Origin of the sequence: Candidatus Pelagibacter sp. HIMB1505 (assembly GCF_052047915.1) — a bacterium.
Taxonomy (GTDB): Bacteria; Pseudomonadota; Alphaproteobacteria; order Pelagibacterales; family Pelagibacteraceae; genus Pelagibacter; species Pelagibacter communis_A.
The window spans coordinates 995,620-1,009,764 of the sequence record NZ_JBNAIR010000001.1; the positions used below are offsets into that span (position 1 = coordinate 995,620).

Annotated in this window: 19 protein-coding genes; 3 read left to right on the forward strand and 16 right to left on the reverse strand. The window is 28.4% G+C overall.

The features are described 5' to 3' along the window. On the forward strand, nt 1-1,329 hold the full coding sequence (locus tag ACTTAU_RS05240; RefSeq protein ID WP_438304931.1) for an O-acetylhomoserine aminocarboxypropyltransferase/cysteine synthase family protein: 1,329 nt from the start codon (nt 1-3) through the stop codon (nt 1,327-1,329). Here ACTTAU_RS05240 and ACTTAU_RS05245 read toward each other — a convergent pair. Next, a complete protein-coding gene (locus ACTTAU_RS05245) occupies nt 1,326-2,333 on the reverse strand; it encodes a COX15/CtaA family protein (protein ID WP_438304929.1) in 1,008 nt (335 codons plus the stop codon). The genes ACTTAU_RS05240 and ACTTAU_RS05245 overlap by 4 nt on opposite strands. A gap of 42 nt (nt 2,334-2,375) precedes the next feature. Between ACTTAU_RS05245 and ACTTAU_RS05250 the strand changes: the two genes are divergently transcribed. Beyond that, nucleotides 2,376-2,666, forward strand: coding sequence for a chorismate mutase (locus ACTTAU_RS05250; RefSeq protein WP_438304927.1), 291 nt, complete (start codon nt 2,376-2,378; stop codon nt 2,664-2,666). Here ACTTAU_RS05250 and ACTTAU_RS05255 read toward each other — a convergent pair whose 3' ends face one another. From ACTTAU_RS05255 to ACTTAU_RS05280, 6 genes are read right to left on the reverse strand one after another with little or no spacing between them, the layout of a single operon-like run. Beyond that, on the reverse strand, nt 2,667-2,858 hold the full coding sequence (locus ACTTAU_RS05255; RefSeq protein WP_085114303.1) for a 50S ribosomal protein L33: 192 nt from the start codon (nt 2,856-2,858) through the stop codon (nt 2,667-2,669). 1 nt (nt 2,859) lies between these two features. Continuing rightward, nucleotides 2,860-3,234, reverse strand: coding sequence for a MerR family transcriptional regulator (locus tag ACTTAU_RS05260; RefSeq protein WP_438304925.1), 375 nt, complete (start codon nt 3,232-3,234; stop codon nt 2,860-2,862). Continuing rightward, nucleotides 3,227-3,523, reverse strand: a complete 297-nt coding sequence (locus ACTTAU_RS05265) for an integration host factor subunit alpha (RefSeq protein WP_085114305.1) — start codon at nt 3,521-3,523, stop codon at nt 3,227-3,229. The genes ACTTAU_RS05260 and ACTTAU_RS05265 overlap by 8 nt, the downstream gene beginning before the upstream one ends. A 3-nt stretch (nt 3,524-3,526) precedes the next feature. Then, nucleotides 3,527-4,528 carry a phosphate acyltransferase PlsX gene (plsX, locus tag ACTTAU_RS05270; RefSeq protein WP_438304922.1) on the reverse strand — a complete coding sequence of 334 codons (1,002 nt, stop codon included), beginning with the start codon at nt 4,526-4,528 and terminating at the stop codon, nt 3,527-3,529. A 15-nt stretch (nt 4,529-4,543) separates the two neighbouring features. Continuing rightward, nucleotides 4,544-4,726, reverse strand: a complete 183-nt coding sequence (gene rpmF, locus ACTTAU_RS05275) for a 50S ribosomal protein L32 (RefSeq protein WP_085114307.1) — start codon at nt 4,724-4,726, stop codon at nt 4,544-4,546. A 2-nt stretch (nt 4,727-4,728) separates the two neighbouring features. Next, nucleotides 4,729-5,199 carry a ubiquinol-cytochrome C chaperone family protein gene (locus ACTTAU_RS05280; RefSeq protein WP_438304921.1) on the reverse strand — a complete coding sequence of 157 codons (471 nt, stop codon included), beginning with the start codon at nt 5,197-5,199 and terminating at the stop codon, nt 4,729-4,731. Between ACTTAU_RS05280 and bamE the strand changes: the two genes are divergently transcribed. Next, nucleotides 5,198-5,659, forward strand: coding sequence for an outer membrane protein assembly factor BamE domain-containing protein (gene bamE / locus ACTTAU_RS05285; protein ID WP_438304919.1), 462 nt, complete (start codon nt 5,198-5,200; stop codon nt 5,657-5,659). The genes ACTTAU_RS05280 and bamE overlap by 2 nt on opposite strands. Nucleotides 5,660-5,668: 9 nt before the next feature. Here the strand turns inward: bamE and ACTTAU_RS05290 are convergent, their stop codons facing one another. From ACTTAU_RS05290 to glyA, 9 genes are all read right to left on the reverse strand, one after another. After that, nucleotides 5,669-7,774 carry a sodium-translocating pyrophosphatase gene (locus ACTTAU_RS05290; RefSeq protein WP_438304916.1) on the reverse strand — a complete coding sequence of 702 codons (2,106 nt, stop codon included), beginning with the start codon at nt 7,772-7,774 and terminating at the stop codon, nt 5,669-5,671. 77 nt (nt 7,775-7,851) lie between these two features. Then, nucleotides 7,852-8,811: a thiamine-phosphate kinase gene (thiL, locus tag ACTTAU_RS05295; RefSeq protein WP_438304914.1), complete on the reverse strand. Its 960-nt coding sequence runs from the start codon at nt 8,809-8,811 to the stop codon at nt 7,852-7,854. Beyond that, nucleotides 8,804-9,208 carry a transcription antitermination factor NusB gene (locus ACTTAU_RS05300; RefSeq protein WP_438304912.1) on the reverse strand — a complete coding sequence of 135 codons (405 nt, stop codon included), beginning with the start codon at nt 9,206-9,208 and terminating at the stop codon, nt 8,804-8,806. The genes thiL and ACTTAU_RS05300 overlap by 8 nt, the downstream gene beginning before the upstream one ends. 4 nt (nt 9,209-9,212) lie before the next feature. Next, nucleotides 9,213-9,596 (reverse strand): 6,7-dimethyl-8-ribityllumazine synthase, encoded by a 384-nt coding sequence (gene ribH / locus ACTTAU_RS05305; RefSeq protein ID WP_438304911.1) that lies wholly within the window; start codon nt 9,594-9,596, stop codon nt 9,213-9,215. Further along, nucleotides 9,596-10,702 (reverse strand): 3,4-dihydroxy-2-butanone-4-phosphate synthase, encoded by a 1,107-nt coding sequence (gene ribB, locus ACTTAU_RS05310; protein WP_438304910.1) that lies wholly within the window; start codon nt 10,700-10,702, stop codon nt 9,596-9,598. The genes ribH and ribB overlap by 1 nt, the downstream gene beginning before the upstream one ends. Beyond that, nucleotides 10,689-11,282, reverse strand: a complete 594-nt coding sequence (locus ACTTAU_RS05315; RefSeq protein WP_438304909.1) for a riboflavin synthase — start codon at nt 11,280-11,282, stop codon at nt 10,689-10,691. Before ACTTAU_RS05315 ends, ribB begins: the two co-directional genes overlap by 14 nt. Continuing rightward, on the reverse strand, nt 11,283-12,389 hold the full coding sequence (ribD, locus tag ACTTAU_RS05320) for a bifunctional diaminohydroxyphosphoribosylaminopyrimidine deaminase/5-amino-6-(5-phosphoribosylamino)uracil reductase RibD (RefSeq protein WP_438304908.1): 1,107 nt from the start codon (nt 12,387-12,389) through the stop codon (nt 11,283-11,285). After that, nucleotides 12,370-12,828 (reverse strand): transcriptional regulator NrdR, encoded by a 459-nt coding sequence (gene nrdR, locus ACTTAU_RS05325; protein WP_085114317.1) that lies wholly within the window; start codon nt 12,826-12,828, stop codon nt 12,370-12,372. Before nrdR ends, ribD begins: the two co-directional genes overlap by 20 nt. Then, nucleotides 12,825-14,138: a serine hydroxymethyltransferase gene (glyA, locus tag ACTTAU_RS05330; protein ID WP_438304907.1), complete on the reverse strand. Its 1,314-nt coding sequence runs from the start codon at nt 14,136-14,138 to the stop codon at nt 12,825-12,827. Before glyA ends, nrdR begins: the two co-directional genes overlap by 4 nt. Nucleotides 14,139-14,145: the final 7 nt, after the last annotated feature.

The following is a 14,145-nucleotide window of genomic DNA, read 5'->3' on the forward strand; positions in this document are numbered from 1 at the left end:
ATGAGTACTAAAAGAAATAACCCTGAAACCATAGCAATTCATGGCGGTGATTACAAAAGTGATCCAGCAACTAATGCAGTAGCTGTTCCAATTTATAGAACAACTTCATATCAGTTTAAAAATACTGAACATGCAGCAAATCTATTCGCACTTAAAGAATTTGGAAATATTTATACAAGAATTATGAACCCTACTAATGATGTTCTCGAAAAAAGAGTTGCGTCTTTAGAGGGTGGCTTGGCTTGTCTAACCGTTTCATCAGGACAAACTGCATCAACATTTGCTATCTTAAACGTAGCTCAGGCTGGTGACAATATTGTAAGTTCTACTGATCTATATGGAGGAACTGTTTCATTGTTTACACATACACTTAGTAAACTAGGTATAGAAGTAAGATACGCAGATCCTTCAGATCCAAAAAATTTTGAAAAAGTAATTGATGATAAAACTAGAGCTTTCTATGGTGAAACACTTCCTAATCCCTATTTAAGAGTGTTTCCAATTAAAGAGGTTTCTGATATCGGAAGAAAATATAATATTCCACTAATAATGGATAACACGGCAGCACCCGTTATATGTAGACCAATCGATCATGGTGCAGCAGTAGTAATTCATTCACTTACTAAATATATTGGTGGTCATGGTACTGCAATAGCTGGGAGTATAGTTGACTCTGGAAATTTTGATTGGACTGCAGACCCAAAAAGACAACCATTGTTCAATGAACCTGACGCAAGTTATGGTGGTGTTGTTTGGGGCAAAGCTGTTCCTGAATTAACAGGAGCAAATGTGCCATTTGCTGTAAGAGCAAGAGTTTGTTTGCTTAGAGACCTTGGCTCTGCGTGTTCTCCGGATAATGCATTCGCAATCATACAAGGCTTAGAAACTGTTACATTAAGAATGAAACAACATTGTGAAAATGCTCAAAAAGTTGTTGATTTTCTAAAAAATCATAATGAAGTTGCTAGAGTGATTTACTCTACTGAACATAACAAGCCAATTGCAGATAGAGCTAAACAATACTTAAAAGGTGGAAATGGACCTATGGTTGGTATTGAGCTAAAAGGTGGAATGGAAGCTGGAAAAAATTTCATAGAAGCGTTAAAAATGTTTTATCATGTTGCAAATATTGGCGATGTGAGAAGTTTAGCAATACATCCAGCAAGCACAACACACAGTCAACTTAATGAAAAAGAGTTAGCAGCAACAGGTGTTACTCAAGGTTACGTAAGACTTTGTATTGGTATAGAACATATTGATGATATTATTGAAGATTTAGATCAAGCTTTAAATAAATCATCCAAAAACAAATTAAAGGCTGTTAGCTAATTATTTTTATAAATTAGCGTTACAACACTTATTAAAACTAATATTGAACCTAGCTGGTGTAAAGATGCATACGAAATTTTTACACCAGATAGTAAAGTTATAATCCCTAAAGCTATCTGAAATAGAATTGCTAAGTTTAAAATAATAAAAATTTTATAATCCATTCCTTTTTTTAAAAACAAATAATTAAGATAAATCAAAAATAAGAAAATTACATAAGCAATTTTTCGATGATAAAATTGTATTACAGATGGATTATTTGTTGAGTCTAGTTCAAATAAATCTTTTAAAATAATATCGCTAGGCATTACAAAACCATTCATGTCTGGCCATGTATTGTATAAAAGACCTCCATCTAGGCCTGCAAGAAATGCTCCAAAGATAATTTGAATTACTATTAGAATTAAAAATATATTAAGAATTCTATTAGGTATTTTAACTAAAAATTTTTTAATATTAAGATTACTAATTAAAAACCAATAAACTAAAGAAATTATCAATAAGGCTACTGACAAATGTAATGCTAGCCGATAATGACTAACATCAGTATTGTTAACAAGTCCACTTTTAACCATAAACCATCCTAAAAAACCTTGAAAACAAATTAAAATGAAAATTAAAAAATATTTATAAATATTTTTTCTCTCATTCTTATATTTAAGAAATAAGTAAATAAGTGGTACAATTGAAAAAAGTCCAATTAGTCTAGCTAAAATTCTATGTCCATATTCCCAGTAATAAATTACTTTAAATTCAGATAAAGTCATATTGTAATTAATTTCTGTATATTCGGGTATTTTTTTATATTCGTCGAAATAGAATATCCATTTTTCATCAGATAAAGGAGGCAAGATACCTTTAAATAACTCCCACTCTGTTATTGATAAACCTGAATCAGTTAATCGAGTAAGTCCACCAACAGCTACAATTAAGAAAATTAAAATAAACATGGTATATAGCCAAATTTCTATAAATCTTTTAAATGGATCCGTGTTTACAATCATAATTAATACATATAATAATAATTTTCATAACCAATTGATTAAATGTCGCCAAAAAACAAAAAAAAATTAGATATAATTAGAAAGAAGTTAGATCAAATAGATAATCAACTACTTGCAATTATAAAAAAAAGAACTTCACTTGTTAATGAGGTTGTTAAACTTAAAGAAAATAAGAGTGAGATCGTTGATCAAAAAAGAATTTCCTCAATACTTAAAAATATAAAAATTAAGTCAATAAAGAAAAATATAGATCCAAAAATCACCAATAGAATATGGAAAAATATGATTTGGTCTTATATTAATTATGAGCGAAGAAACTTTAAAAAAAAGTAATTACTTACTGTGAGGTGGAAGTTTTTTTTCGACAAAAACTTCATGTTTTCTAGTTACCGGATTATACTTTTTTGCCTTTAATTTAACTTTAGCTTTTTCACCACCAGCTGGTTTTTTTACATAATAAAAAAATGCACTATCAGGTTTTTCTTCAGGGACCAGTCTTACTTTAACGTGGGTTTTTTTAGCCATATTATTTTAAACTCTTAAGTTGTTTTATTATGTTCGATATTTTGTTAATTTTGTTCTTTAAATTATCTGCTCTTATAGTTTTATTTGAAATTTCGTCAAGATCCTTTGAATTACTTGAATTAAGTAGTTTTTTAACACCATTAATGGTCATACCTTGATCCTTCAGAAGGAATTTTATCTTTTTGAGTAAATCAATACTGGATTGATCATAATACCTTCTATTATTGTTTAAAATTTTAGGTTTAATTTGTTTAAATTCTTTTTCCCAAAATCTGATTGTATAAGTGGGAGTTTTTTGCCCTGTTCTACTCTTTAAATCTAATATCTTAACGACTTCACCAATAGTTTTATAGGCATTAGAAGATTTTTCAGTCATTTTTAAGATTAACAAAATCTTTAAATTCTTTTGATGGTTTAAATAAAACAACATTTCTCTCTGAAATCATAGCTTCTTTTTTTGTTTTTGGGTTACGACCTATTCTTGATTTTTTCTGTCTTATGGAAAATGTGCCAAATTTACTGAGTTTTAATGACTTCTCTTTAGATAAATTTTGAATAATTGTTTGAAAAAAATCGTCTATTAAATTTTCAGAAATTTGTTTTGAAAAACCAATTTGCATATAAATTAAATTAACTAAATCTTTTTTAGTTAAATTAATTCTCATATTTTAAATATTACTTTTAATTTTATTGATTAAGTTCCCACTAACAATTCTACAACAAACATCAAGGGAATTTGCAAAACCTATATAGTCAGTTCCACCATGACTTTTAACTACTGGTGAGTCTAAACCAATAAATATTGCACCATTATATAATCTTGGATCCAATCTTTTTTTAAATTTCTTTAAGTTTGAGATATTCAATAAAGATGAAATTTTACCAATTAAAGAGCCACCCAATGCTTTTTTAAGTTCATCGGAAATAAAATTTGCTGTTCCCTCTGCTGTTTTAAGTGCAACATTACCGGTAAATCCATCAGAAACAATAACATTAACTTCTCCATTCATTAATTCATTACCCTCAATATAACCACAAAATTTATAATCATTAGATTTTTTTTCATTCATTAATTGATAAGTTTCTTTAATTGTTTCATTACCTTTTAGTTCTTCAGAGCCTATATTTAACAAAGCTACATTTGGAGTTTCTTGTGGGTAAAGAGATTTGTATAAAGAGGCACCCATTACAGAAAAATCAAACAAATTTTTTGAACTACATTCAATATTAGCACCCAAATCTAAAACAACACTCATGCCTGTTTTATTTGGCCATAATGCTGATAAAGCAGGCTTATCAATATTATCAATCATTTTTAAATTTAGTTTAGAAATGACTAATAATGCACCTGTATTACCTGCTGATATTACTATATCACAATCTTTTTTCTTAACGCTTTCAATTGACAGCCACATACTTGTGTTCTTACCTCGTTTTGCTGCTTCTAAGGGGCTATCTTCACTTGAAACTTTGTTTAACGTATTAACAATTTCATAATTATTTTTGCTAATTCTATTTTTTAATAATTTTAAAATTTTATCTTCATCACCAAATATTTTATAGAATGTTGAATGATTAGATTTATGATGATGTACAATACCATCAACAATTTTATTTGGTGAATTGTCACCTCCCATTGCATCTACTGCAATTTTAATTATTGATGACATTTTACTTTAATAAATTTAATCTTTGGGGTCTAAAACTTGTCTTCCTTTATACATACCAGTTTTAAGGTCTAAATGGTGAGACAATCTATATTCACCAGATTTCTTGTCTTCTACAATATTTTTTGATGAGAACTTCATATTTTGAGCTCTTCTCATTCCTGTTCTAGAAGGTGTTTGTTTGCGTTTTGGAACTGCCATAATTATGGATTATTTACACTTTTTAAATATGAATTCAAATCATATTTTTTTAATTTTAAACTAAAATCCTCAAAATAAGTTACTAAATTATCAATATTCTTAAAATTTGGTAAAAATTTGGATAAACATTCTTTTTTCTCAACAAAACTTATTTTTTCCCAAAAATGAATTTCTGAAATTAAACTATGAAATACATTAATATAATCTTTCATCTTTTTATTAATTGATTGGTCACCATAACCTATCTCTCTGATGCTTAATTCTAACTGCCGAAAGTTAAAATCGTATAATTCTTGTAGTAACATTTCATTTTTAACATTTTTATATTGTTTAAGAATGAAAGCAAAATGAAAAAGAAATAAAGACAATCTATCGCTAAATGTGTCTTTCTCATTAATTAAATCTTTGTAAAGAGATTTATTAGTAGTTAATTTTATTAAATTATTATAAAAATTTACGTAATTTTTTTTCATGAAAAAAATATTATTACTATCTTTGATTTTATTAGCAAGTTGTACATTGAATAAAGTTGTTCAACATCATGGTGTTCATAATCTTGAAAAAAAACAAGCTAAATTAAAAGTGAATTATACAAATAGAAATCAAATAGAAAAATTAATTGGTCCACCCTCAACTAAAAGTGTATTTGATAATGATGTTTATATTTATATCGAGCGAAAGACTAGTAATTCAAAATTATTAAAACTTGGAAAAAAAACACTTTTAAAAAATGATGTTTTGATTCTTGAAATAGACAACAAAGGAATATTGGTAAGTAAAAATCTATTTAACATCGAAGATATGAATAACATAAAATTTGAAGGTAAAGAAACTGAAATTAATTATTCTAAAAAATCATTTATTTATAATTTTTTAAGTTCTATGAGAAAAAAAGTTGATGATCCTCTTGGTAAAAAGAGGATCAAAAACTAAAATATATTTTTAACCTGCTATTACAGCTAACAACAACAAGGCTACAATATTGGTTATCTTAATCATTGGGTTTACAGCTGGACCTGCAGTATCTTTATATGGATCTCCAACAGTATCACCTGTTACAGCAGCCTTATGAGCTTCTGAACCTTTACCGCCATGGTTGCCATCTTCTATATATTTTTTGGCATTATCCCAAGCACCACCACCAGCAGTCATTGATACAGCCACGAATAGACCTGTAATGATTACACCTAATAACATTGCACCAACTGCCGCTAAAGCTGCAACTTGTCCACCAATTGATAGAATTATAAAGTACAAAACCACTGGAGATAAAACTGGTAATAAAGATGGTATAATCATTTCTTTAATTGCTGCAATAGTCAACAAGTCAACAAGTTTTGCATAATCGGGCTTTTGTTTTCTTTTCATTATGCCTGGATATTTTTTAAATTGTCTTCTAACTTCAACAACCACTGCACCACCTGCTCTTCCAACTGCTTGCATTCCCATTGACCCAAACAAATATGGAAGCATTCCACCAATAAGCAGACCTACAACAACATAGGGGTTTGATAAATCAAAAGTAACAACTATACCTTCTAAAGCCGAACCTGCCTCTTTTGAAAAATGTTTAATATCCTCTGTATATGCAGCAAATAAAACTAATGCTCCTAAACCAGCAGAACCTATAGCATAACCTTTGGTCACAGCCTTAGTAGTATTTCCAACAGCATCTAGTGCATCAGTAGTTTTTCTTACTTTTTTATCTAAATTTGACATTTCTGCTATTCCACCTGCATTATCAGTAACAGGTCCATAAGCATCTAAAGCCACAACCATTCCTGCTAGTGCAAGCATTGTAGTTACTGCAATCGCAATTCCGTATAAACCAGCTACAGAATTAGTTAGTAAAATTCCACCAACAATAATTAATGCTGGAATTGCAGTTGCCTCCATAGAAATAGCTAAACCTTGAATAACATTTGTTCCATGACCTGTTGTAGAAGATGATGCTACAGATCTCACTGGACGATAATTAGTTCCAGTATAGTATTCTGTAATCCAAATTAATAATCCAGTTATTACTAAACCAACAACACCACAATAGTATAAATCCATACCATTAAAAGTTTTATTATTTACAGTATACTCATTGCTAAAACCAATTACATAATCTGTTACTGGATAAAGGATAGCAAGTGAAGCAATAGCTGAAACCACAAAACCTTTATATAAAGCATTCATCACATTATTTGTACTACCAAGTCGAACAAAAAATGTTCCAACGATTGAAGTTAGTATACAAGCACCACCAATTGTTAATGGATAGACCATCATATTAATATCACCAATAAAGAAGATTGAAGATAAAACCATAGTAGCAACAATAGTTACTGCATAAGTTTCAAACAAGTCAGCAGCCATACCTGCACAATCACCAACATTATCTCCAACATTATCAGCAATTACAGCAGGGTTTCTTGGGTCATCTTCTGGAATGCCTGCCTCGACTTTTCCAACTAAGTCAGCACCAACATCAGCACCTTTAGTAAAAATACCACCACCTAATCTTGCAAAAATAGAAATTAGAGAAGCACCAAATCCCAATGCAACAAGAGCATTAACAATTTCTCTCTCATCAACATTAAATTTTAATAATATATAATAATAAACTGCAATAGCCAATAAAGCCAAGCCAGCAACCAACATACCAGTTACAGCACCTGATTTAAAAGCTACTGATAAGCCCTGAGCAAGACCTTTTCTAGAAGCTTCTGTGGTTCTAACGTTAGCTTGAACTGAAACCAACATACCAACATAACCTGCAATACCTGATAAAGTTGCACCTATTAAGTAACCTAAACCAACTAAAGGACTAAATGCAAAACTGACAATTACCAAAACAACTACACCAACAATTGCAATAGTTTTGTATTGTCTAGCTAAATAAGCTTTGGCACCGATTTGAATTGCAGAAGCAATTTCTTGCATCTTGGCATTTCCAGCGCTCGAATTTAAAATATTTTTTCCAGTCAAAAATCCATAAACAATGGATAAAAAACCAGCTCCTATTGTATATAAAAGTATAGTTTCTACAGATGTGCTCATAATTACCTTAAGTTTGTTGGTTATTAAATTTTAAGCCCGGACAATACAAAAAAAGCTCAAAAAGACAATAATAAGTTTTAAAAATGATGAAGATAGCCTTTATTATTAACCTTTAAAATCTTACCTTTTTCGTCAATAATTGATGATTTATTTGAGGGTGATAAGATTTCACCAATTTTTGTTATCTTTATTTTAAGTTTCTTGGAGATTGCTTTAATGATTCTTGATTTATTTTTACTTGCCGTAAACAAAATTTGATAATCATCTCCATTAGAAATTGTTTTAATTTTTTTGAGTTTACGATCAAGTAACAATTTTCTCGTTGGCTTTGAAATTGGAACATCATTTAAATTTACTTTATAGCTAACTTTTTGATTATTGATCAATTTCTCTAGATCAGCAAACAAACCATCTGAAATATCAATTGAGGTATTAGAAAATTTTAATAATTCTTCAGCTAATTTTATTTGAACGTCAGGTTTAAAGTATTTATCTAAAAAATAGTTATTTTGATTCTTTTTCAAATTAATTCTTTTTTTAATAATATCTAGACCAATATAACTATCTCCAATGTTTCCGGTTACATAGACATCATCATTTATTTTGGCTTTATTTCTAAAAATTATTTTTTTGGAAAAACCAATTACAGTAAATGAAAAAGTAAGTTTGTTTGAAAAAGTTGTGTCACCACCACAAAGTTGGATACCATATTTTTTTTGTTCCTCTGATAAAGATTTGGTAATTTCTCTTAATTTTTTTTTGGAAAAACTTCTTTTATTACCAGACCCAGATATAAAGTAATATTTTGGTTTTACTCCTTTACAAATAAGATCAGAAATTGATGCTCTTAAAATCTTTTTAATTACTAATGAAGCGTTTTCAAAATTAGGAAAATGAATACCTTCATTATAGGTATCTACAGAAATAACTAACTCTTTTGATTTGTCAAAAAAGACATCATCGTTAAGATTTAAAGCAGATTTATTATTTTTTGTTAATTTTGAAAAATAATCTTTAATTAAATCAAATTCATGCATTCTTAGATCTTAATTTTTTACCAATATTATCTAGTAAAGCGTTTAAATATTTTGTTTGAGAGTCTTCTAAAAAAAAATTTGATGAGTTTAAATATTCTTTAATAATTATATTTATTGAAATATTTGGTTTATATAAAAATTCATAGGTGGCTGCAGTTAAAATAATCTGAAAAACTTTATCTAAATTTTTAAATGAAAATTCCTCACCAAGTTTGGTATCTAGTTCTTCTTTAATCAGTTCATTTCTTTCTAATGACCCCAAAACTATATCTTTAATAAATTTTTTAAAACGGTGTTTAGGAAAGGTAATATCTTCCTCTTCATTAAAAATTTTACCATATAATTTTTGAATAATTATAACTCTTGGATTATTTTTAGGACTATAATGAGTTTTCATCTTATTAATGGCTCAAAACAGAAATAACGGCATCAGCGGCTTCAGCTCCTTTTCTTTTTCTAGCTTTAGCTTGTTTCATATTCAAACAAGTAATTACGCCATTACCAATTGGTTTTTTTGAGTTAACTGACAAATCCATTATTGCATTTGTGGTAGCTAGAGAAATAAAATCAAAATGTGGTGTTTGCCCTTTAATTACACATCCTAAAGCTAAAAATCCATCATATCTTTTTATATTCTTAGATATTACAACTGGTATTTCAAAAACACCGGGTACTTCTTTAAAATCAAGAATATAATTTTTTGAAAATTTCTTTTTTGCAGATTGAATGAGTCCTTTAGAAATATCTTGATAGTAATTTGCTACAACTAATAATATTTTTTTCATTAAATAATTTCTTGATTTAATATTTTAATACCAAATCCATCTAAACCAACAACATTTTTTGGTGTTTTAGTTAATAATGTCATTTTCTTAACTTTTAACTCTTTCAATATCTGAGCTCCTATTCCGTAATTTTTAATTAAATATTCTTTTTTACTTTCTTTAATTTTTGAATAAGTTTTTTTTGATTTAAAAGAAACATTATTTAAAGATAAATTATTTTCATTAATAAAGACTAGGATACAGTTTTTAAATTTTTTGAAATACTTCATTGTTCGATTGAAAGTATCAGGTAGTTTTCCTCCTGTAAGAATATTTTCAAGCAATAAATTTGATGAAATAACCCTAACCTTTGGAATGATTTTAGATCCAAGTTTACCTTTGGTAAAAGCTAGATGTTCAGATCCATTGATTTTATTTTCAAAGATTTTAAGCTTAAAATTTTGCTCTTGAATTTTAATATCTAAATTTTTTTTAAGTTTAATTAATTTTTCTTTTTTTAGTCTATAAGAAATTAAATCTTCAATCTTAGCTATTCTAAGATTATGTTTTTTAGCGAAAACAAAAAGATCTTTACCTCTTGCCATAGATCCATCATCTTTCATTATTTCACAAATTACCGCAGAATTATTTTTTTTTGCAAGTTTTGAGATATCAACGGATGCTTCAGTGTGTCCAGCTCTTACCAATACACCACCATCTTTAGCTATTATAGGAAATATGTGACCTGGTGAGACTATTTCTTTTTTCGTTACATTTTTTTTTGAAGCAACTTTTATTGTTCTAGCTCTATCTCTTGCAGATATACCGGTTGTAATACCTTTTTTAGCTTCTATTGAGATAGCAAAAGCAGTTTTATTTCGTGATTGGTTTACTGGGGACATTAAACTCAAATTCAACTTTCTTGCTTGTGAACTTTCCATCGCAAGACAAATTAATCCCCTTCCATATTTAGCCATGAAATTAATATTTTTTGTGTTTGCAAATGATGATGATATTACGAGGTCACCCTCATTTTCTCTCTTTTCATCGTCTACAAGAATAAACATTTTTCCCTGTTTGGCAGTTTTGATTATTGCTTCTATTGGAGAAAAATTATTTTTTTGCATTAAAATAGTTCTTAACGTATTTTGAAAGAATATCGATCTCAATATTAACCAAACTATTTTTTTTTAATTTTGATAAATTAGTTAATTTATATGTATGGGGAATTACCCAAATTTCAAAACCGGATGAAACAACTTTTGATATAGTTAAAGAAATTCCGTTAATACTTATTGAAGCTTTTTCTATTAAATCCTGCTTAAAAATTGAAGGTATTGAAAATCTAAATTTATAGGATTTATCAATATTTTTGATTGAAATGACTCTTCCAACACAATCTACATGACCTTGACAAATATGACCTGAGATTTGTTGTTTGTATCTTAATGGAAGCTCTAAATTTAAAATCTTTCCAACAGTAATATTCTTAAAGTTTGACCTCACAATAGTTTCATTTGATAAATAAAATTCTAACAGTTTATTTTTGACTGATATCAATGTCAGACAAACTCCATCACAAGCAACTGATACTCCTAGATCTTTAGGAGTTAACTTTAAATTTGATTTTAAAAAAATATTTATTCCCTTTGGTCTTTTTAAAATTTTCTTTACTTCACCTGAGTTAAAAATTATTCCATTAAACATTTAATTATATAATGTTATCTTATCTTTATTTAATTTATTTAATATTTTTTTTTTATGTTTAAAAATTTTTTCCAATAAATCAGCATTATTAAATTTTTTAAAATTATTTTCCAAAGAATCTTTTTTATTGCTTCTAAATAAGTAAAATTCATTAAAAATTTTTTGTTTTAAACAGCTTTCAGTCAATTTTTGCCCTCCCTCAACTAAAAGATTTCGTATTTTCAGATTGTAGAGTTTTTTTAAAATCAATTTTAAATCAAAATGTAAATTTCTATTTAGTTTTAATCTTATTAGTAATGCGCCTTTTTTTTTAAGCATATTAATTTTTTTTTTTAAACCTGAATTATAAAAGATTATGGTATTTTGTTTATTGATAGATTTAAAAATATAGGAACTTTCATTTAATTCTAAATCTTTATCAAGAATTATTCTTTTTGGAGAAAATCTATTTAAACCAGTTAAGCGACAATCTAATCTTGGATTATCTATATTAATTGTTTTTGAACTGATCAATATAGAGTCATTTTTGTATCTTAAGTAATGAGTTAATTTATCTGATTCAATAGATGTAATTTTCTTAGTTTGATCACTGTGAATAACATTATTTTGAGTGATCGCTATTTTTCCTATAACGTATGGAATATTGAGCTTTCTATTAACTATATATGAATTGTAAAAAAGTTTTGCTTTATCTTTAAGTATGTTTTTTTTAACTATAATACCATTTTTAGATAAAATTTTTTTTGCACGATTTTTAACTCTAGGATCGATGTCGTTTAAAGAAAAGATTACTTTTTTAATTCCTGATTTAATTATTAAATTTGTACAAGGTGGGGTTTTACCAAAATGCACACAAGGCTCTAAAGTTGAATAAAGTGTTGAGCCATTTAATTTCTCTATAGCTGAATTAATTGCACTTTTTTCTGCATGAGGTGTTCCACCAATTCCTGTTGAACCTACAGATAAAATCTCATCGTTTTCTCCAACAATGACACATCCAACAGCGGGATTAACACCTGTTAAGCCAATTTTGGATTTAGCCAAATCAAAGGCTAAAGACATAAAAAAATTATCTTTGTTAATAGATTTACTTATTTTTGTAGACATCTAATCTGTCAACAAATTGAACAAAATCTTTTTCTTCTTTAAAATTTCGATAAACTGAGGCAAATCTTACATAAGCAACAGGATCTAATTCTTTTAAACCGTCCATCACCATTGTACCTATTGTGTTCGTTGAAATTTCACTTTGCCCAAGCTCTTCTAGTGATCTTGAAATTTTACTAATAAATTTTTCAGTTGTTTCAGTGTCTATTGGTCTTTTTTTAAGTGCTATAAAGATTGATTTGGCTAGTTTATCTCGATCAAATGATGATTTTCTACCATTCTTTTTTACAACCATTAACTCTCTGTATTGAACACGTTCAAAAGTTGTAAATCTAGCTCCACAAACACAAAGTCTTCTTCTTCTAATTGCAGTGCCATCTTCTGTTGGTCTGGAGTCCACAACAGAGGTCTCACCTTTTTTACAGATTGAACAAATCATCTGTTAAGATTTTTATAAATTGGAAAAGAAGAACATAACTCAACTACTTCTTTTTGAACTTCTAATTCAATTTTACTATTGTCATTAGGATTTTCTGATAAACCTTTAATAACTCTAGTTATAAGTTCACCTACTTTTTCAAACTCTTTTAATCCAAAGCCACGTGTTGTTGCAGCTTGAGAACCCAGTCTTATACCAGATGTAACCATTGGACTTTCTGTATCAAATGGTATTCCGTTTTTATTGCACGTAATGTTTGCTCTACATAAACTTTCAGCTGCTAGATTTCCTTTTACGTTAAATGGTCGTAAATCAACAAGCATCAAATGTGTGTCTGTTCCACCAGAATAAATTTTAAATCCTTTATTTTTTAACGTTTCAGCTAAAATTTTAGCATTAGCTAAAACTGATTTTATATAACTTTCAAATTCTGGTTTTAGAGCCTCTAAAAAACCTGCAGCTTTACCAGCTATAACATGCATCAAAGGTCCACCTTGATAGCCCGGGAATACAGCAGAGTTAAATTTTTTAGATAAATCCTCATGGTTGGTTAAAATTATTCCACCTCTAGCACTTCTAAAAACTTTATGAGTTGTTGAAGTGACAACATGAGCATAATCACAAGGATTTGGATAACCTTTACCTGCAACTAGTCCAGATATATGCGCCATATCTACCATCAAATATGCTCCAACTTTATCTGCAATTTCTCTAAATCTTTTAAAATCAATTACTCGTGAATAAGCACTTCCTCCTGCAATGATCAGTTTAGGTTTATGTTCAAGAGCTAATTTTTCAACATTATCATAATCAATTAACTCTGATTCTTTATCAACATCATAACCAATCGCATTAAACCATTTCCCAGACATTGAGATCTTCAATCCATGTGTGATATGACCCCCAGAATTTAAACTCATTCCTAAAAAAGTATCTCCAGGATTTAATAAAGCTAAAAAAACTGCACCATTTGCTTGAGCGCCAGAATGAGGTTGGGCATTTGCAAATTTACAATTAAAAATTTTTTTAAGTCTATCTATCGCTAGTTGTTCAGCCACATCAACATGTTCACATCCATTGTAGTATCTTTTTCCAGGATATCCTTCAGCATACTTATTTGTTAAAACCGATCCTTGTGCCTCCAACACTGCTTTTGAAACAATATTTTCTGATGCTATTAACTCTATATGGTTTTGTTGTCTTATTAATTCATCATTAACTGCTTTAAATAACTCTGGATCAGTCTCAGATAAACTTTTTTCGAAAAAATCTTTGTATTGAGTATTTAGATAATTTGTTTCTTTTGACATAATTTTA

Coding starts and splice junctions, on each gene's coding strand:
- ACTTAU_RS05255 (WP_085114303.1), bottom strand. CDS start 2,858: ATGGCTAAAAAAACCCACGTTAAAGTAAGACTGGTCCCTGAAGAAAAA.
- nrdR (WP_085114317.1), bottom strand. CDS start 12,828: ATGATTTGTTCAATCTGTAAAAAAGGTGAGACCTCTGTTGTGGACTCC.
- ACTTAU_RS05250 (WP_438304927.1), top strand. CDS start 2,376: ATGTCGCCAAAAAACAAAAAAAAATTAGATATAATTAGAAAGAAGTTA.
- ACTTAU_RS05300 (WP_438304912.1), bottom strand. CDS start 9,208: ATGAAAACTCATTATAGTCCTAAAAATAATCCAAGAGTTATAATTATT.
- ribH (WP_438304911.1), bottom strand. CDS start 9,596: ATGAAAAAAATATTATTAGTTGTAGCAAATTACTATCAAGATATTTCT.
- glyA (WP_438304907.1), bottom strand. CDS start 14,138: ATGTCAAAAGAAACAAATTATCTAAATACTCAATACAAAGATTTTTTC.
- plsX (WP_438304922.1), bottom strand. CDS start 4,528: ATGTCATCAATAATTAAAATTGCAGTAGATGCAATGGGAGGTGACAAT.
- ACTTAU_RS05265 (WP_085114305.1), bottom strand. CDS start 3,523: ATGAGAATTAATTTAACTAAAAAAGATTTAGTTAATTTAATTTATATG.
- ACTTAU_RS05245 (WP_438304929.1), bottom strand. CDS start 2,333: ATGATTGTAAACACGGATCCATTTAAAAGATTTATAGAAATTTGGCTA.
- ribD (WP_438304908.1), bottom strand. CDS start 12,389: ATGTCTACAAAAATAAGTAAATCTATTAACAAAGATAATTTTTTTATG.
- ACTTAU_RS05240 (WP_438304931.1), top strand. CDS start 1: ATGAGTACTAAAAGAAATAACCCTGAAACCATAGCAATTCATGGCGGT.
- ACTTAU_RS05290 (WP_438304916.1), bottom strand. CDS start 7,774: ATGAGCACATCTGTAGAAACTATACTTTTATATACAATAGGAGCTGGT.
- ACTTAU_RS05260 (WP_438304925.1), bottom strand. CDS start 3,234: ATGACTGAAAAATCTTCTAATGCCTATAAAACTATTGGTGAAGTCGTT.
- thiL (WP_438304914.1), bottom strand. CDS start 8,811: ATGCATGAATTTGATTTAATTAAAGATTATTTTTCAAAATTAACAAAA.
- ACTTAU_RS05315 (WP_438304909.1), bottom strand. CDS start 11,282: ATGTTTAATGGAATAATTTTTAACTCAGGTGAAGTAAAGAAAATTTTA.
- bamE (WP_438304919.1), top strand. CDS start 5,198: ATGAAAAAAATATTATTACTATCTTTGATTTTATTAGCAAGTTGTACA.
- rpmF (WP_085114307.1), bottom strand. CDS start 4,726: ATGGCAGTTCCAAAACGCAAACAAACACCTTCTAGAACAGGAATGAGA.
- ribB (WP_438304910.1), bottom strand. CDS start 10,702: ATGCAAAAAAATAATTTTTCTCCAATAGAAGCAATAATCAAAACTGCC.
- ACTTAU_RS05280 (WP_438304921.1), bottom strand. CDS start 5,199: ATGAAAAAAAATTACGTAAATTTTTATAATAATTTAATAAAATTAACT.